Here is a 16980-nt window from a genome sequence, read left to right as displayed (position 1 = left end):
TGTGTGTCCTGTATTTTTGTTGTTGTTCAAGACCCCCGGCACGGTGGATCCGCACCGGGGTTTACCGCGGTTGCAGGCCCTACACGTAGGTGGCGGCCAACCCACCGTCCACCGGCAGATTGACCCCGTTGACCCAGCGTGCGGCGTCGGAGCAGAGGAAGGCGATCACCGCCGCCACCTCATCGGCCAGGGCTGGACGGGTCATGCGCTGGCTGTCCTCGGCCACCCGCTCCGGCCCGAGCAAGCTGACAAAGTCGCCCAGGATCGGGGTAAACACCGGCCCCGGCGCAACGCAGTTGATGCGCACCGAGTGATCGCGAAACCAGCCTTGGGCTTGCTGGAAGCTCCACACAATCAGCGCTTCCTTGAAGTACTGATAACAGGTGGCCTGCGCCACCGGATTGGCCGCCAGCCACTGCTGCCCTGCCGCGAAGTCTTGTGTGGCGGCCAGGGCCTTGTGCAGTTCCAGCCGTTGCGGCCATTGCGCGCCGAGCACCGACGCGACATTGACGATGCTGCCGCCCGCCGGCATGCGGGGCAGCAGCGCTTGCGCAAGATGCCGCAGCCCCAGGTAATTGACCTCGGCCACCGTCTGCGCGGGTGCCGTACCGGGCACGCCGGCAATGTTGCACAGCCCGTCGACCCGTGCCGGCAGGCGCGCCACCAAGGCATCGATGCTGGTAGGGTCACCCAAGTCCGCCTGGAAGAATCCATCCAGGGTCAATTGCGGTTCATGGCGATCAACGCCGATCACCGTGGCGCCCTGGAAACGCGCGAGCCGCGCCAATTCGGCGCCAATGCCGGAGGCGACACCGGTGACAACCAGGGTTTTGTTATACAGGTTCATGTTCAAGCCCTCTTGTTTTTGTATAGGCATGGGTGGAGCAAACCGATGAGCCAGGGCTCAGTACGGCCACGACTCAGTACGGCCGAAACTCAGAGCGGCCGAAACTCAGAATGGATAGACAGGCGGCGTGTTTTTCACCGTAACCCACTGCCACTGGCTGTACTCGTCCCAGTCGGCCGGCCCGCCGACGCTGCCGCCGTTGCCGGAAGCGCCGCGCCCGCCGAAGGGGTTGATGCATTCGTCGGCCACGGTCTGGTCGTTGATGTGCAACAGGCCGCAATTCAGCCGCTCGCCAATCGCCATGGCGCGCCCGACGGACGGCGAGATGATGGCGGCCGAGAGTCCATACTCCGTGCGGTTGGCCAGCTCGATGGCCTCCTCGTCGGTGGCAAAACTGACCACGCTGGCCACCGGGCCGAACACTTCGTCCTCAAAGGCGCGCATGCCCGGCCGCACGCCACTGAGCACGGTGGGCTGGTAGAACAACTGGTCATATTCGCCGCCAGCCTCCAACCGTGCGCCTGCTTGCAGGCTGTCGCTGACGATCTCGTGCACGCGCTGCAATTGCCGTGGGTTGATTAACGGGCCGAGCGCTGCTTCACCCCGAGCGGCATTGCCCACGGTGAGCGCCCGGGCCTTGTCCACCAGCTTGCGCGTGAGACGTTCGGCGATGGATTCATGGGCAAGAATCAAGCCGGTCGCCATGCAGATTTGCCCCTGGTGCAGCCAGGCGCCCCAGGCCGCATTGCTTGCCGCCAGGTCGAGGTCGGCGTCGTCGAGAATGATCAACGGGTTTTTGCCACCCAGTTCCAGCGCGACTTTTTTCAAGTGACGCCCGGCCACCTCGGCGACTTTGCGCCCTGCCGCCGTGGAGCCGGTAAAGGTGATCATCTGCACATTCGGGTCACGGCACAGCGCTTCACCGACCGGCGCAGCACCGGGCAACACGTGCAGCAGGCCCTTGGGCAGGCCCGCTTCCTCGAACAGCCGGGCGATCAGAAAACCGCCGCTGACAGGGGTCTGCGGGTCGGGCTTGAGTACCACCGCATTGCCCGCCGCCAAGGCTGGCGCCACCGAACGCAGCGATAGCACCAGGGGGAAATTAAACGGTGAAATCACCCCGACCACGCCATGGGGCTGGCGCCGCGCATAGGACAGGCGCCCGGCCGCACTGGGCAGCACCAGCCCGTGAGGCTGGGACAACAGGCCCGCCGCCTGGTGCAGCAGCACGATCGCCTCGCGCACTTCGTGCTCACCTTTGAACAGCGCGCCCCCGGTTTCGCGGGCGACATACAGCGCCAGTTCGGCGAAGCACTCCTGAGCCAGGTCCGCCGCCTTGCGAAACACGGCGGCGCGTTCCCGTGGGCCGATTGCGGCCCATGCCGGCTGGGCCAGGGCCGCGCTGCGACTGGCGACGGCGATGTCGGCCGCGTTGGCCATGGCGCACCGCATCAAGGGCTCGCCGGTGGCAGGTTCGATCACAGGCATCACGGACCCCGAGGCGGGTATCCAATCGCCGTTGAACAGGCATTCGGACTCAAGGGCCCGCTGTAACAGGTGGGTGGTTTCAGACACTGACATGGCAACTCCCGGTTCTTGTAATTGTCATCGCCTGCACATAGGCAAACGCCGCATCAGGTCTTGAGCAAAGGCTATGCCGCTTGCGCGCGGCGACGCTGACATAAATCGCCGAAGGCTCTATGCCGGGGCCCGCCACGTACCACTCAGCCATCAGGCGTCGGTCCGTGGCAAAAACCACGGCCTCGCCACTTGTTCAATTGATAAGGTTATGTTTAATAACTATCTGAGCAGTTACTCAAATCGTTCATTCGCTTTGCAGGGGCATAACAATGACTAATCCCCACAGCGCGCTGCCCGATGATCGGGTGGCCACCGCGCCCTATCATCCACGGGGCGACAGCCGCCAACTCAGCGACAGCAGCTCGCCGACGCCTGGAGAACTGGCCGACTGCCTGTTCTTTTCCCCAGAAGACGGGCGTATCTGGCTCAACGACCAACGCATGATGTTGCTGCACAGTTCCTCGTTCGGCGCCCTGCGCGGGGAAGTCATCGAGCGCCTGGGGCTGGAGCAGGCGCGCGGCCTGTTCACCCGCACCGGTTACGCCTCCGGCGCGCGGGATGCGCGGCTGATACGCGAGCGCTGGCCACAGGCCGATGCCGCCGCGGTGTTTCGCGCCGGGACCCACCTGCACACCCTGGAAGGCATGACCAAGGTCGAACCGCTGCATTTCAAGTTCGATGCCGACTCGGGGTTCTACGAAGGCGAGTTTCTCTGGCACCACTCCTGCGAAGCCGATGAGCACGTGAGCGCCTATGGCATCGGCCAGGACCCGGTGTGCTGGACTGAAACCGGCTATGCCATCGGGTTTGTCAGCGGCCTCTTCGGGCAAATGGTGATTTTCCGCGAAGTGGAATGCCGGGGCATGGGCCATCGATGCTGCCGGGTGGTGGGCAAGACGGCCGAACAATGGGGTGACGTCGAGCAAGACCTGCGCTACCTGAACGTGTCCCAGGCCGTCACCAGTCCCGCCCCCTCCACCACTCCCGACCACCCAGTGAACCACGGCGCCTGGGCCAACCCGCCGCAAGCGCTGGTGGGCGCCAGCGCGGCGTTCAACGCCGCAACGCAAGCCCTGCAACGCGTTGCGCTGACCCCGGCGACGGTGCTGATCAGCGGTGAATCCGGGGTGGGCAAGGAGATGTTTGCGCGCCAATTGCACCAGCTGAGTCACCGGCACGAGCGCCCGTTTGTGGCGCTCAATTGCGCCGCCATCCCGGACAACCTGATCGAGGCCGAACTGTTCGGCGTCGAGCGCGGCGCGTATACCGGCGCCACACACTCGCGCCCCGGGCGTTTCGAGCGGGCCCAGGGCGGGACACTGTTCCTCGACGAAATCACCAGCCTCAGCCTGGCAGGGCAAAGCAAATTGCTGCGTGCCTTGCAGGAACGCGAAATCGAACGGGTCGGCGGCGTGCGTGGGATCAAGGTGGATGTGCGGGTGGTAGCCGCCACCAATATTGATCTGCGCAAAGCCGTGGCTGACGGTACGTTTCGTGAAGACCTGTTCTACCGGTTGAATGTCTACCCCATCGCCCTGCCGCCCCTGCGTGAGCGCCGAGATGATATTCCGTTGCTGATCAACGCCTTCCTCACGCGCTTCTGCCAGGAATACGCCCGAACCCCGGCGGGCCTGACCATGCGCGCCCTGAAGGTGCTGTTGCGCTACGACTTCGCGGGCAATGTGCGCGAGCTGCAAAACCTGATCGAACGCGGCCTGATTGCCAGCGACGAAGGCCAAGCCATTGACTTGGTGCATCTGTTTCGCAATGAACCCATGCCGACGGATCCCTATGGCCTGGACGACCATGGCAGCCTGTCCAACACGGGACTGCAAGCCCCACGCCCCGCGCTGCTGGACACCCTTGGCCAGTTGGACCAGGGCTTTTCCATTGATGGCCTGGAGTCGCGCCTGATCAATGAGGCGCTGCAACACAACGCCGGCAACCTCGCGGCCGCCGCCCGGCTCTTGGGCCTCAGCCGTGCGCAATTTGCCTACCGGCTGAAGAAGCATCAGCGGCAAACCCCGTGATTGGAAATGAGTGCTTTAAAAGCTTTACCCAATTAAGTATTTTGCAGAGGTACCGTGCTACAAGCGCCCTTTTTTCCTACTCGTGACAAGGATCTCCTGTGAGCGGACTGCGTGAACGTCAGAAAGCCGAACGCCGCCAAGCCATCAGCCAGGCGGCGATCGAACTGTTTGAGCGCCAGGGCTTCCAGAACACCACCATCGAACAGATCGCCAGCCAGGCCGGCGTGTCGCCGCCCACGGTGTTCAAGTATTTCGGCAACAAACAGGAAATCATCCTGGAGATCCTGCGCCACGCCGATCAGCGGGCCATCACTGATACCCGCAGCCTGATCCACACAATAGACGACCCAGTCGACGCGCTCTGCCACCTGGAACGGCTGCTCACGGGCTATGCCCTCGAAGTCATGCATCCCAGCCTGTGGCGCGAACTGTTGCCGCTGATCCTGTTCGGTGGCAGCAATGAACTGCCCGCAGGTTATCGGGCCATGAACGATGCCCTCAGGGCGCAAATCAGTGAACTGCTGAGGGAGCTGCAACGGGCCGGCAAGCTGCGCCCGCAACTCGATGTGGAGCTGGCCGCATTCCTGTTGAACGACTACTCACACCTGCAACTGTTCAGGCTGGTCAACCAGGAACACCCGGATATCGATGCGCACTCTACGCAGGTCAGGCGTATCACCGAGTTGCTGTTCTACGGCATGCAGGCCTGAGGGCATAGGCATCTATATAAATCTTAAAGGCTGACACATAACGCTGTGGTAAGCGGGCTTGCACCGCGTAGGGCAAGCCTGCTCACCACAAGCACCTCATGTTCTCAGGTTATGTTTTCATCGAAATGTATAGATACCAATGGGCCTGACAGCTTCCAGGCTCGGGCCCGGCGCGCACGCACCGGGCCACTCTGTTCAGCGGTTCGTCTTGATGTTGATCCAGGTGCGGGTACGGATGCGCTCCACGGCAGCCGGAATCGGCTCCAGGGCGAACAGCGTCTTGCGCGCGGCGTCCGGCACATACATGTTGGGGTTGTTGCGGATACTGGCGTCCACCAGCGCGGTGGCGTCTTTGTTCGGGTTGGGATAGCCGATTTTGTTGCTGATGCGGGCAATCACCTCCGGACGCAGGATGTAATTGATGAACGCGTGCGCCTCAGCCAGATCGGGCGCGTTGGCCGGGATCATCATCACGTCCGACCACATCGGCGCGCCTTCCTTGGGCAGTGCCATCTCGACCTTGACGCCCTTGCCGGCGGCATCCGCCAATTGTTTGGCCAGCGCGACACCGCCGGACCAGCCCACCGCCACACAGACATCACCGTTGGCCAAATCCATGCCGTAACGCGACGAGTTGAAGTAGGTGATGTAAGGACGGATCTTCATCATCACGGCCTGGGCCTGTGGGTAGTCTTCGCGCTTCTGGCTATTGGGGTCGAGGCCCTTGAAGTGCAAGGCAATGGGCACGATCTCGTTGCCCGCGTCGAGGAAGCCGACCCCGCAAGCGGCCAGCTTGGCAAGGTTCTCTTCCTTGAAGATGATGTCCCAGGTATTCATCTGCACGTCGGCCCCCAGGGCCTTGCGGACCTTGTCGACGTTGTAGCCGATCAGCGTAGTGCCCCACAAGTAAGGCGCGGCGTAGCGATTGCCGGTGTCGCCCACGGCCTCCAGGGACTGCATGAACTGGGGGTCCAGGTGCTGCCAGTTCGGCAACTGCGTGCGGTCCAGCGGCTGGACCGCACCGGCCTTGATCAGGTGCCCCAGGTTGGCGCTGCCCGGAAACACCACGTCATACCCGGAGTTGCCGGTCAGCAGCTTGGATTCCATGGTTTCGGCACTGTCGAACACATCGTAAATCGGGCGAATACCGGTCTCTTCCTGGAAGCTCTTGAGCACCTCGGGGGGCAGGTATTCGATCCAGTTGTAGATCCGTACGGTGCGTTCTTCAGCCAGGCAAAAACCACTGATCAACAACGAAGCGACAGTGCCCAGCACGGTGTTACGCAAAAAACTGTTCATGGTGAAAACACTCCAGCGCGGCCACGATGGCTCGCAGCACTTAATAGCGATAGGTGAAATACAGCTCCAGCGCACTGAACGTTTGGTCATCGCCGAACACCTGTTTGGCGGCGGCCAGTGGCTTGACCCAGTTGTACGATAGCGACGTATAGAACGACGGCGTGGGCGTCCAGTCGAGGAATACCACGCTCTCGTCGGCAAAGCGCCGATCGTTGACCGGTGCACCCATGTAGTTTTTCTCGTCCAGCCAGAACTGGTAGTGAATCGCACCGAGGGTCACGGTTTCGTTGAGGTGGGTCTTGAGGGAAAACTGCTGGACGTTTTCGTTGCTGTTGAACAGCAGGTAGTTACCCACCACGTCGCCGATCAGCCAGGTGCTCCAGTCGACAAAGCCCTTACTGAGCGGGTCCCAGGCTTTTTGCCGGTTGTCGGAGAGGTTGTCGTCGCCGGAAAAACTCGCGTAGCGGTAGCCGATGATCGGGGTCAGCGGCAATGTGCTGAACGCATAGTCCGCCTGGCCATACCAGGCATTGGCCGCGTAATCGACACCCTCGCCGCTGCCGCGCTCCAACGCGTATTCGGCGTTCAAGGTCAGTGCCGGCACGCCGGGAACCTTGGCATTGAGCGCCCTCAGGTTGTACACCCGCATGCCGTCCCGGCGTCGGGGAAGCGTGCTGCCTCTCGGGCCAAGGGCATTGACCTTCATGGCCATGGCGCCGAGCGTCACCTGATCATCGAGGTTGTAATCGAGGTTGACGCCGGTCATCCGGAAGTCGCCCAGATCATCATCGGTGCGCAGGGTGAACGCCTGAGACTTCAGTGCGCCGTGGTCCCAGGCCAGGACCGCCGAATCCTTGAAGGCGGTCCGAGGGCCCAGCCAGTAGGCAGCGTCTTTGTGCTGGTCGAGGTTACCGTCCATGACGATGAACCCCGTGCCGATCATGTAGTTCTGGCGGCCGGCGGTCAGCTTCCATTCGCCGGCGCGGAAACCCCCGTAGAGTTCTTCGGCCGCGACCTTGCCGTCGGAGCTGCGGGTGAAGCCACCGGCATCACCGTCGCCGAACGTGCTTGCCGCCACCAGCGAACCGCCCGCCAGCAGGCTGAAATCGGGTTGTACCGCGTACTCGAATTTGGCACCTGGTTTTACGTAGAACTCTTGCCAGTTGATCCTGGCGCCGCCGTTTTTGCCGTTGCGCGCATCCACACGGCCGCTGCCGAAGTTGACGCCACGACTGAACAGCGTCGCCCCGCCCGCCGTGAGGTTGACTTCGCCCTTGAGATTGCCGTCCTCAAAGGTGTAGCCCGCCCATGCGACGTGGGTGGTCAAGGGTAAGCCGACCGCTAAGAGCGCTCGAGAGAAACGCTTGGTGAAAACCATAAGAAGCTCCTGTGGAATTATTGTTGTTACAGGGCAGTCAATGGCGACGCAGGGCGTCGCCAACACCTGGGCAAGCCAGGTGAATAGAACGCAAGACTCTTATTTTTTGACGAGGTCAGTGGCTCAGGTGGGCGGCAATCGCGCGCAGCATGCGCACGCTGTCGGTATCGAACGGGCTGACCGCCTCGTTCAGCGACGATTGCTTGACGATCACCACGCCGGACGGTTTGTCGATGAACAGGTATTGACCGTGAATACCCCCAGCCATCAGGGCTTGGCTGTGGTCGTTGAACACGTACCACTGGCTTCGATAGGACGCATCGGGTGTCCAGTGGGAGAACTCGGCGTTTTGCGCGTAAACCGCCGGGTCGGCCCCTGCGGTGATGCGGGCGACGGTCTCGGGCGACAGCAGCTCAACCCCGTCCTGGCGGCCGTTGTTGGCCAGCAGGCGACCAAAACGCGCCATGTCGCGCAAGGTGGCACTAAAGCCCGCCCCGGCGACATTACGCCCCCACGGATCGGCGATGAAATACCCGTCACGGTCGCACCCCAACTGCTGCCAGATACCCTCCAGCAGCTCACTGCAGGCGCTGCCCGAAGCCCGCTCCATCACCCACGCCAAGGCTTCGGTGGTGGCGGTCACATAGTGGAAAAACCCGCCGTGCACGCCACGTTTTTTCAGCGACGGCAGGTATTGGTACAACGACTCGAACTGAGCGTATTGCGCCAATGCCGGCTGGAAGCCACAGGCATAGCCGTACTGCGAGCTCTCTGAATTGGGGTCGTCATAGACCTCGCTGTAATCGATGCCCACCGCCATGTCGAAAAGCTGGCGCACCGTCGCATCACCAAACGCGCTGCCCACCAGTTCCGGCACGTAGTACGCGGCGGGCAGCTCGGGGTTGAGCACGCCGCGGGTCACCAGTTCTTCGCCCAGGGTGCCGACCAGCGATTTGGTCACCGAGAACATGATGTGCCGGTCACAGGCGCGCTGGCCGTTGAAGTAGCGTTCGAACAGCACGGTGTCACCCTGCATCACCAAAAAGGCATCGGTCTGGCTGGCCAGCAGATGCTCGATGACACTCACGCTCAACCCGCACTCACTGTCGAAGTACAGGGCATCCAATGCCTGCGACACGGTATTCAAGGGCCCGGCAGGGCCGGCGCCCGCGCGCACATCGATGGAGGGACGCAGTCGCGCCAGGTTGCGAAACCCCCACTGGTTAAAGGGCGGGCGCATCCAGTTGTGCCAAGTGACGCGGTATTTGGGCCCCGCCGGGAAGCCCTGCATCAGTAAAGGCGCCAAGCGGGGCTGGGTGGAAGACTCGTTCGTCTCAACGTAAAGGCTGGCCAATGACGGCATGATGTTCTGACCCATGGGATAACCCTGGAAATGACTCTGCATGCGAGCAGATGCCAGGCAATAATTAACCGGCAAATATTCTTTAGTCAATAAATCTTTTAATCAAATAACCAAAGACCTGTTCGGTTTCATTCTGACGTGACCGATCTGCGCTGCTGTACATTGTCCTCAAATCCCCAGCCTTAACGAACGCGGTTAACTATGCTGAAGGACCCGTCCCGACGTTCCCCACAGTGATCCTTATCGGAGACCCAACATGAATCCAAACGCCACCGCCCTTGTCTTGATCGAATTCCAGAACGACTTCACCACGCCCGGCGGCGTGTTCCATGACGCCGTCAAAGACGTCATGCACACCGGCGACATGCTGGCCAACACCGCAACCACGGTGCAGCAAGCCCGCACACTCGGGGTGAAGATCATCCACCTGCCGATCCAGTTCGCCGACGGCTATCCGGAGCTGACCACGCGCCATTATGGGATTCTCAAAGGTGTCGCCGACGGCAGCGCGTTCCGCACCGGCAGCTGGGGCGCCGAGATCTCGGAAGCGATCACCCGTGAAACCGGCGATATTCTCGTGGAAGGCAAGCGCGGGCTGGATGGTTTTGCGACCACGGGCCTGGACCTGGTGCTGCGCAACAACGGTATCCAGAACCTGGTGGTGGCAGGGTTTCTGACCAACTGTTGTGTCGAGGGTACGGTGCGGTCAGGGTATGAGAAGGGTTATAACGTGGTGACCTTGAGCGACTGCACGGCGACGTTCACCGATGAGCAACAAAAGGCCGCTGAAAACTTCACGCTGCCCATGTTTTCGCAGGTGTTGCGGCACACCGAGTTCCTTGGGGCGTTGCGCGAAAAATAAGCAAAAAAAGGGGGCGACTGATCCATCAGTCGCCCCCTTTTTGCTTAGCCCTGGGAATGGCTTATCCGTTCAACGTCAGCCCCGGATAGGCCCGCACAGGCACCTTGTGCCGTTGCGGTTGCTGCCGGGCGAGCTGCGCCTGGACCTGTGCGACGGCATCCAGCACGCGCTGCGCCCATTGCTCGTCTTCCGGGTCCACGACCACAACGCGAAAACCGTGATCGAAGCCTTCAAGCTGGACCCCTTCGGAGTCATCGACATGCAGGTCGATGTCGAATGCCGGCGGGAATTTCGACGGTGTGCTCGACAGCCCGCGCTCCGTGAGCGCTTGATTGTGCCGCACACTGTTGACCACGCCATCGACGTGGATGCCGTACAGCAGCAACCAACGGCGGATGTAGGACGGGGTCCGGCCGGACGAGGTGTAGACCCAGACGCTGCAACCCTGGCGACGCAGTTCGCGGGTCAGGGCGCGGGTGCCGCAGCGCAGCGGCTCACCCAGCCAACGGTGTACACATGCTGGCAAACGGCTGTGCTCGGTCGCGCTGTGGTGAAGCTGGCAGGCCAGCGTGTCGTCGATATCAAAAGAGATACGGATACGCTGACGCTTGAACACCCGCTTGATTGTGTCGAGCACTGGGTACCTTCCCATCAATGGCCCCCTTGGCAGACGGGCGCCGGTGTGTCGCTCAGGAAAAACGCCATAGGGTCAGGGGCCTTATCTTCCAGGAACGCTGCATATTTTTTCTTGATCTTGGGCAATTCGTACAATGCCATTACGCCATGTTTGGCGGAGTTACGTATGACCGAGGACGGGTTGAAATAGCCCTCGGCGTTGTCCAGCGTGAGTACGAACGGCGGCAAGCCCTCGCGCATCAGCAGGTAGCTGACAATCAGCGACCCACTGCGGTGATTGCCTTCGACGAACAACTGCGGCCTGCTGAGGACTCGCACGTAGACACCGGCGGCGCGCTTCCACACCGATTCACTGTGGTGCCTGCAGTACCAGCCGTATAAATCCTTGATGCCACCCTCGACATTGTTGAAAAAATGCTCTTCGGTGGCCGCCAGGTGTTGGGCGTATTCCTGCCGGCGAACCGGGTCTTTGCCGCAGAGCACGGTGGCATTGATCTCCAGCATCAGGTTCAGTTGCTGGAGGTCGAACAGGTCAATACCGCGCGCAACATAGTCGTCAATCAGGGCGTAGCCTTCAAGCACATTCTGCAGCACTTCGTCCGTCAGCGGGTCGCGTGGCTCGGTAAAGTCCCGGCTGAGCTGGGCAAAACGGTTCTGTACCTCGCGCAGTGCGCGTTCAATCGCGGCCAGATCAAGACGATGCGTTGCAGACATTGGCAATCCTGAAAAACGGTGCATGAGTCGGTCAGCTGAACTTGCCGCTGATGTAGTCACCGGTCATTTGTTCGCGTGGGTTCTCGAAAATCTGCGTGGTGGCGCCCATTTCGACCAGATAGCCGGTGCGCGTGCCCTGGGAGATATCCACCGAGAAAAACGCGGTGGTATCGGCCACACGAATCGCCTGCTGCATGTTGTGGGTCACCAGCGCGATGGTGTAGTCCTTCTTCAACTCGACCATCAGCTCTTCAACCCGGCGCGTGGCAATCGGGTCCAGTGCCGAGCACGGCTCATCCAGCAGCAACACTTCCGGCTCGGTGGCAATGGCGCGGGCGATGCACAGGCGTTGCTGCTGGCCGCCGGAGAGCGACAGGCCGCTGACCTTGAGCTTGTCCTTGACCTCATCCCACAGCGCGGCGCCTTGCAGCGCGTGCTTGACGCGGTCGCCCAGGTCGCCCTTGTAGCGGTTGAGACGCAGGCCAAAGGCCACGTTGTCAAAAATGCTCATCGAAAACGGGTTGGGCTGCTGGAAAACCATGCCGATGTAACGGCGCACGACTACAGGGTCAACGCCCTTGCCGTACACATCCTGGCCGAGGAAATGCACATGGCCCTCGAAACGGAAGCCCTTCACCAGGTCGTTCATGCGGTTGAGGCTGCGCAATACAGTCGATTTGCCGCAGCCGGACGGGCCAATGAAACCGGTGATCTTGTTTTTCTCGATCGGCACATGGCTGTCACGCACCGCCATGAAGTTGCCGTAGAAAATCTTGTCCAGCTTGCAGTCCATGACCACAGGCGACTGGGTGATAAACGGAGCGGCTATTTGCGCGGATGACATGTTCAAAATTCAGGTGCTCCCGTTCTTAGTACTTGGGCTTGCCGAAAATACGGCTCACGATATTCACGACCAGTACGATCATTACCAGCACCAACGAGGCCGCCCAGGCGAGCTCAAGCTGGTTGTCGAAGGGCATGCCGGAGAAGTTGTAAATCAGCACGGCCAGGGAGGCCGTCGGATTCATGACTGCCAGGCTGCCGTCGTGGTAGATCCAGTAGTTGCTGAACAGCGCGGTGAACAACAGCGGTGCGGTTTCGCCGGCGGCGCGTGCCACGGCGAGCATCACGCCCGTGAGGATCGCGGGCATGCCGGTGGGCAAGACGATTTTCCAGATCACCTGCGAACGGGTGCAGCCCATCCCGTAGGCGGCATCCTTCATGATCTTGGGCACCATCTTCATCGACTCTTCGGCCGTCAGCACCACGATAGGCAGCATCAGCACGGCCAACGCCACGCCACCCGCCGGTGCCGAGTACGTGCCGGTGGTCATCACCACCAGGGCGTAGGCAAACACACCCGCCAGAATCGACGGCAAGCCGGTGAGCATTTTCGCGGCAAAGCGCGAGGCGTTTGCCAGCTTGCTGTCTGGCCCCAGTTCAGCCAGGAAAATCGCCGCCATAATGCCAACCGGCACTGCGATAGCGGCCGCGATACCGACCATGACGAAGGTGCCCGCCATGGCGTTGCCGAAACCACCGCCGGTCTCGAAACCGGTGGGCGGCAATTCGGTGAACACTTCCAGGCTCAAGCGTGCACCGCCACGGGTGATCAGCATGTAGAGCACGGAAATCAGCGGCACGCTGGCCAGCAACGCCCCGAACCACACCAGGGTGGTCAGGACCAGGCTGCGCAGGGCACGGCCTTCAAACCGGCGCTGCAGGCTGGGCATGGCGGTGATAGGCGAAGAAAGGTCAGTCATTGTTTAGTCCCCCGCTGGGCGTAGACCATGATCATCGAACCGATGACATTCACCAGCAACGTGATGAACATCAGCACCAGTGCGGCGTACATCAGCACTTCGATCTCGTTCGGGCCGGCTTCGGGGAAGTTCAGCGCCAACAAGGCCGCCAGCGTGTTGGCCGGTGCAAACAGCGACAGAGAAATGTTGTTGGCGTTACCGACCAACATGGCCAGTGCCATGGTTTCACCCAAGGCGCGGCCCAGGCCCAGCACCAGCGAACCGAAGATGCCGGTCGCGGCGGATGGCACCATTACCTTGAGAATCGCTTCCCAGTGGGTGGTACCCATGCCATAGGCGGCTTGCTTGGTTTTCATCGGCACACCCGTGAGGGCGTCCTGGGAGACGGCAGCGATGGTCGGCAAAATCATGATGGCCAACACCAGGGCTGCCGGAAGCAGGCCCGGCCCGCTCAAGGAGGTGCCGAAAAACGGAATCCAGCCGAGCTCGCTGTTCAACCACGCGGTCAGCGGGCGAATCGCCGGGATCACCACATAGATCCCCCACAGGCCGTAAACGACGCTGGGGATCGCGGCGAGCAACTCGACGATGGTGCGAAACACTGCAGCAAGCTTGGCGGGCAAAAAGTCCTGAGTCAGGAAGATCGCCATGCTGACGCCAAAAAAACCGGCGATCAGCAACGCGATGAAGGCGCTGTACAGCGTGCCCCAAATCGCCGGCAGAATGCCGTATTTACCTTGGTTAACGTCCCAGACGCTGCCGAAGAGCACATCAAAGCCGTGCTTTTCCATGCCTGGAAGTGCCTTGCGCCCTACTTCGAAGACCAGCGCGAATACCAGCGCCAGCACCAGCACCACGCCTATGCGTGCAAGTGCACGGAAGGTGCGGTCAACCAGGAAGTCCTTCGTGGACGGCGGCTGGCACGCAGAATCCGGGTTATCCGGTACGACAAAAGGTGTGTTCATGGGCTAATTCCGGAACAAGGGGGGAACGCTCCCGGCAAGGATGAAACCCTCACCGAGAGCGGCCTGGCGAGCCTTACTTAATGTTGGCGGACGCTTTACGAACCTGTTCGACCACCGATGGCGGCAGTGGGATGTAGCCCATCGAATCAGCGATTTTCTGACCTTCAGTCAAGCTGTACTCGACCATTTCACGCATGGCCTTGGCCTTGGCTGGGTTGCCGTTGTCCTTGCGGAAGATCATCCAGGTGTAGGACGTGATCGGGTAGGACTTGGCGCCATCCGGATCCGGCAGCCAGGCCACCAGGCTTTCCGGCATTTTCACCGCGGCCAGGGCTTCGGCGCCGCTCTCGGCGTTCGGTACCACGTACTTGCCGGCCTTGTTCTGCAGTTGGGCAAAGTCAACCTTGGCCAGCTTGGCGAAGCCGTACTCGATGTAGCCGATTGCGCCTGGGGTCTGGCGTACGGTGGCGGTCACACCATCGTTCTTCGGCGACTTGATGAATTTGTCGCTGGCGGGCCAGTTGACGGTGTTGCCTTCGCCCAAGTCCTTCTGGAACTCAGGGTTGATCGCCGCCAGGTGCTTGGTGAAGACGGCGGTGGTGCCGCTGGAGTCGGCACGCACCACAACGGTGATCGGCATGTCAGGCAGTTTCAGGCCTGGGTTGGCGGCAACGATCTTTGGATCGTTCCACTTGGTGATCTTGCCCAGGAAGATGTTCGAGTACACATCGCGAGGCAATTTGAGCTCTTTAGGATTGCCCGGCAGGTTAAACGCCAGCACGATTTCACCCGCGGTCATCGGCAGCAGTTGCACGCCTTCGGCCACCTTGGCGATGTCTTCGTCTTTCATGGCCGAGTCGCTGGCGGCGAAATCGACGGTCTTGTTCAGGAAGTCCTGTACACCCGCACCGCTCCCCTTGGACTGGTAGTCAACCGTGACACCTTCGGTTTTCTTGCTGAAATCCTTGAACCAGGTGAGGTAGATCGGCGCTGGGAAACTCGCACCGGAACCGGTCAGGCGGATGCTTTCGGCGGCAAACACCGAGGTGGCACTGAGAGAAACCGCAACGGCGAGTGCAGCAGACTTCATCAGACGTTTCATTAAGGAAAATCCTTGTGATTTCGGGCTCGGCAACTCTGCAACAATCTTGTTACGGTTTTATGAACGTGCAGTGGCAAAACGCCCAGTTGTCCCCCTCTCCCGCCACAACACCGCATGTTGTGGTCATTGGTTCGTAACAAAATGCGACTAAGACTTTGCCATCCCCCACGACGCGAGTTCCGCCATGTCCTCACTAGACGACACCTTGATACAGCGCATCCACCGTGAATTGCTCGATCACAGTGACGAAGAGCTGGAACTGGAATTATCCGAAGATGGCCATGACCTGAACGCGCTGTTTGATGAGCACGTCGGTGAAGGAAGCGAAAAAGCCGCACGCCGCATTTATTTCAGCGAACTGTTCCGCCTGCAAGGCGAACTGGTGAAATTGCAGAGCTGGGTGGTCAAGACCGGCCACAAGGTGGTGATCCTGTTCGAAGGACGGGATGCCGCCGGCAAGGGTGGCGTGATCAAGCGCATCACCCAGCGCCTGAACCCGAGGGTCTGCCGAGTGGCTGCGCTGCCGGCGCCCAATGACCGTGAACAGACGCAGTGGTACTTTCAGCGCTACGTCTCACACCTGCCGGCCGCCGGCGAAATCGTGCTGTTCGACCGCAGTTGGTACAACCGCGCCGGTGTCGAGCAAGTCATGGGTTTTTGCAACGAGGACCAGTACGAAGAGTTCTTCCGCACCGTTCCGGAGTTCGAACGGATGCTCGCCCGCTCCGGCATCCAACTGATCAAGTACTGGTTTTCGATCTCCGACCAGGAACAGCACCTGCGTTTTCTCAGTCGCATTCACGACCCGCTCAAGCAATGGAAACTCAGCCCTATGGACCTTGAGTCGCGTCGGCGCTGGGAAGCGTATACGAAGGCCAAGGAAATCATGCTCGAACGCACCCACATCGCCGAAGCGCCGTGGTGGGTGGTACAAGCCGATGACAAGAAGAAAGCCCGACTCAACTGCATCCACCACTTGCTTGGGCAGATGCCGTATGAAGAAGTCGAGCTGCCGGTGATCGAACTGCCGCAGCGCGTGAGGCAGGAGGATTATTCGCGCAGCCCGACGCCGCCGGAACTCATCGTGCCGCAGCGCTACTGATTAGCCCCATCGCGGGTAGGTGGCGGGCGGCATCACGAATCGGGATGTTCGCTCGCCTCCGTGTTTTTTCAGACCCGTCTTAAATCATCTCCTGCCTGACATCGGTACGCTGGCCCCTTCCCTACCCCTATGTGGAACGCGCCCGGCGCACAGCTGACAGGTACCCTCGCCATGATCGACAAACACCTGCGGATCCTCATCGTGGATTCGCTTCACGCCCATGTCGTGCAGATCGAAAAGCTGCTGAACCGCATGGGCTATCACTGCATCGCCACCGCCAGCAGCGACCGGGAAGGCCGGCAATTGAGTCGCGCCGGGCTAAGGCGCTTCGATGTGCTGCTGGCCGCTGACCACGTGGTACGCAAGCCTGGCGTGGCGGGTTCGGCGTTTGATGCCTACGACATCGCGAACGTGTTTATCTATGGCCGGCCTGCCGACAGCGAACAGGTGCACCTGCCCAGCCACGGTGAGCGTTACTGGCGCTGCGGCTTACCGGAATACCTGGTACTGGAGTGGTTCATGGCCCGTTCCAAGCGCAGCCTGCCGGAGGCTGCCGCTCACCCTTTGCGAACGCCTTGCACAGACTCACCCGGTTACTTTGCGCTGCCAGGCGCAAGGTGACCGGGTA

At 61.0% G+C, this 16980-nt stretch carries 16 protein-coding genes; 5 read left to right on the top strand and 11 right to left on the bottom strand.

The genetic code is table 11. The features are described from left to right. Positions 1–79 precede the first annotated feature (79 nt). Both QCBJ_RS19790 and QCBJ_RS19785 read right to left on the bottom strand, forming a co-directional pair. Positions 80–847 (bottom strand): coniferyl-alcohol dehydrogenase, encoded by a 768-nt coding sequence (locus tag QCBJ_RS19790; protein WP_102061406.1) that lies wholly within the window; start codon positions 845–847, stop codon positions 80–82. A 105-nt stretch (positions 848–952) separates the two neighbouring features. Continuing rightward, positions 953–2428, bottom strand: a complete 1476-nt coding sequence (locus QCBJ_RS19785; protein ID WP_102061405.1) for a benzaldehyde dehydrogenase — start codon at positions 2426–2428, stop codon at positions 953–955. Positions 2429–2697: 269 nt separating this feature from the next. Between QCBJ_RS19785 and QCBJ_RS19780 the strand changes: the two genes are divergently transcribed. Further along, on the top strand, positions 2698–4458 hold the full coding sequence (locus QCBJ_RS19780; protein ID WP_102061404.1) for a sigma-54-dependent Fis family transcriptional regulator: 1761 nt from the start codon (positions 2698–2700) through the stop codon (positions 4456–4458). 98 nt (positions 4459–4556) lie between these two features. Continuing rightward, the gene (locus QCBJ_RS19775; RefSeq protein WP_012724469.1) at positions 4557–5168 is read left to right on the top strand and encodes a TetR/AcrR family transcriptional regulator; all 612 of its coding nucleotides are present in this window, start codon (positions 4557–4559) and stop codon (positions 5166–5168) included. Positions 5169–5363: 195 nt separating this feature from the next. Here the strand turns inward: QCBJ_RS19775 and QCBJ_RS19770 are convergent, their stop codons facing one another. From QCBJ_RS19770 to QCBJ_RS19760, 3 genes are all read right to left on the bottom strand, one after another. Next, entirely contained in the window at positions 5364–6467 is a 1104-nt protein-coding gene (locus QCBJ_RS19770) for a polyamine ABC transporter substrate-binding protein (protein ID WP_102061403.1), read from the bottom strand. A gap of 40 nt (positions 6468–6507) precedes the next feature. Next, positions 6508–7845: a hypothetical protein gene (locus tag QCBJ_RS19765; protein ID WP_102061402.1), complete on the bottom strand. Its 1338-nt coding sequence runs from the start codon at positions 7843–7845 to the stop codon at positions 6508–6510. Positions 7846–7960: 115 nt separating this feature from the next. Continuing rightward, positions 7961–9223: a serine hydrolase gene (locus QCBJ_RS19760; protein ID WP_102061448.1), complete on the bottom strand. Its 1263-nt coding sequence runs from the start codon at positions 9221–9223 to the stop codon at positions 7961–7963. A gap of 241 nt (positions 9224–9464) precedes the next feature. On the opposite strand from QCBJ_RS19760, the gene QCBJ_RS19755 reads away from it, so the two are divergent. Further along, entirely contained in the window at positions 9465–10070 is a 606-nt protein-coding gene (locus tag QCBJ_RS19755; RefSeq protein ID WP_046036126.1) for a cysteine hydrolase, read from the top strand. Between the two features lie 61 nt (positions 10071–10131). Here the strand turns inward: QCBJ_RS19755 and QCBJ_RS19750 are convergent, their stop codons facing one another. The 6 genes from QCBJ_RS19750 to pstS form a co-directional block, all read right to left on the bottom strand. Continuing rightward, positions 10132–10722, bottom strand: coding sequence for a hypothetical protein (locus tag QCBJ_RS19750; RefSeq protein WP_102061401.1), 591 nt, complete (start codon positions 10720–10722; stop codon positions 10132–10134). Beyond that, entirely contained in the window at positions 10722–11420 is a 699-nt protein-coding gene (locus tag QCBJ_RS19745; RefSeq protein WP_102061400.1) for a hypothetical protein, read from the bottom strand. The genes QCBJ_RS19750 and QCBJ_RS19745 overlap by 1 nt, the downstream gene beginning before the upstream one ends. Before the next feature lie 31 nt (positions 11421–11451). Next, positions 11452–12213: a phosphate ABC transporter ATP-binding protein PstB gene (gene pstB, locus QCBJ_RS19740; protein WP_217649954.1), complete on the bottom strand. Its 762-nt coding sequence runs from the start codon at positions 12211–12213 to the stop codon at positions 11452–11454. A 76-nt stretch (positions 12214–12289) separates the two neighbouring features. Continuing rightward, complete coding sequence (gene pstA, locus QCBJ_RS19735; RefSeq protein WP_012724477.1) at positions 12290–13183, bottom strand: phosphate ABC transporter permease PstA; 894 nt, start codon at positions 13181–13183, stop codon at positions 12290–12292. Continuing rightward, positions 13180–14148 (bottom strand): phosphate ABC transporter permease subunit PstC, encoded by a 969-nt coding sequence (pstC, locus tag QCBJ_RS19730; RefSeq protein ID WP_012724478.1) that lies wholly within the window; start codon positions 14146–14148, stop codon positions 13180–13182. Before pstC ends, pstA begins: the two co-directional genes overlap by 4 nt. 73 nt (positions 14149–14221) lie before the next feature. Then, on the bottom strand, positions 14222–15250 hold the full coding sequence (gene pstS / locus QCBJ_RS19725; protein ID WP_012724479.1) for a phosphate ABC transporter substrate-binding protein PstS: 1029 nt from the start codon (positions 15248–15250) through the stop codon (positions 14222–14224). 184 nt (positions 15251–15434) lie between these two features. Between pstS and ppk2 the strand changes: the two genes are divergently transcribed. After that, positions 15435–16352, top strand: coding sequence for a polyphosphate kinase 2 (gene ppk2, locus QCBJ_RS19720; protein ID WP_102061399.1), 918 nt, complete (start codon positions 15435–15437; stop codon positions 16350–16352). A 171-nt stretch (positions 16353–16523) separates the two neighbouring features. Further along, positions 16524–16973, top strand: coding sequence for a response regulator (locus QCBJ_RS19715; RefSeq protein WP_052958940.1), 450 nt, complete (start codon positions 16524–16526; stop codon positions 16971–16973). Positions 16974–16980: the final 7 nt, after the last annotated feature.

The sequence above is a fragment of the Pseudomonas sp. QC2 genome, assembly GCF_002859085.1.
In the GTDB taxonomy this organism is placed as follows: Bacteria; Pseudomonadota; Gammaproteobacteria; order Pseudomonadales; family Pseudomonadaceae; genus Aquipseudomonas; species Aquipseudomonas petroselini.
The sequence above is the reverse complement of the archived record's forward strand: the minus strand, read 5'-3'. Positions and strand labels throughout refer to the sequence as shown.

What these genes read in the sequence shown, in the direction of transcription:
- pstB (WP_217649954.1), bottom strand. Translation starts at nt 12,213, where the DNA reads ATGGACTGCAAGCTGGACAAGATTTTCTACGGCAACTTCATGGCGGTG.
- ppk2 (WP_102061399.1), top strand. Translation starts at nt 15,435, where the DNA reads ATGTCCTCACTAGACGACACCTTGATACAGCGCATCCACCGTGAATTG.
- QCBJ_RS19745 (WP_102061400.1), bottom strand. Translation starts at nt 11,420, where the DNA reads ATGTCTGCAACGCATCGTCTTGATCTGGCCGCGATTGAACGCGCACTG.
- pstA (WP_012724477.1), bottom strand. Translation starts at nt 13,183, where the DNA reads ATGACTGACCTTTCTTCGCCTATCACCGCCATGCCCAGCCTGCAGCGC.
- QCBJ_RS19790 (WP_102061406.1), bottom strand. Translation starts at nt 847, where the DNA reads ATGAACCTGTATAACAAAACCCTGGTTGTCACCGGTGTCGCCTCCGGC.
- QCBJ_RS19755 (WP_046036126.1), top strand. Translation starts at nt 9,465, where the DNA reads ATGAATCCAAACGCCACCGCCCTTGTCTTGATCGAATTCCAGAACGAC.
- QCBJ_RS19715 (WP_052958940.1), top strand. Translation starts at nt 16,524, where the DNA reads ATGATCGACAAACACCTGCGGATCCTCATCGTGGATTCGCTTCACGCC.
- QCBJ_RS19750 (WP_102061401.1), bottom strand. Translation starts at nt 10,722, where the DNA reads ATGGGAAGGTACCCAGTGCTCGACACAATCAAGCGGGTGTTCAAGCGT.
- QCBJ_RS19765 (WP_102061402.1), bottom strand. Translation starts at nt 7,845, where the DNA reads ATGGTTTTCACCAAGCGTTTCTCTCGAGCGCTCTTAGCGGTCGGCTTA.
- QCBJ_RS19780 (WP_102061404.1), top strand. Translation starts at nt 2,698, where the DNA reads ATGACTAATCCCCACAGCGCGCTGCCCGATGATCGGGTGGCCACCGCG.
- QCBJ_RS19770 (WP_102061403.1), bottom strand. Translation starts at nt 6,467, where the DNA reads ATGAACAGTTTTTTGCGTAACACCGTGCTGGGCACTGTCGCTTCGTTG.
- pstC (WP_012724478.1), bottom strand. Translation starts at nt 14,148, where the DNA reads ATGAACACACCTTTTGTCGTACCGGATAACCCGGATTCTGCGTGCCAG.
- QCBJ_RS19785 (WP_102061405.1), bottom strand. Translation starts at nt 2,428, where the DNA reads ATGTCAGTGTCTGAAACCACCCACCTGTTACAGCGGGCCCTTGAGTCC.
- pstS (WP_012724479.1), bottom strand. Translation starts at nt 15,250, where the DNA reads ATGAAACGTCTGATGAAGTCTGCTGCACTCGCCGTTGCGGTTTCTCTC.
- QCBJ_RS19760 (WP_102061448.1), bottom strand. Translation starts at nt 9,223, where the DNA reads ATGGGTCAGAACATCATGCCGTCATTGGCCAGCCTTTACGTTGAGACG.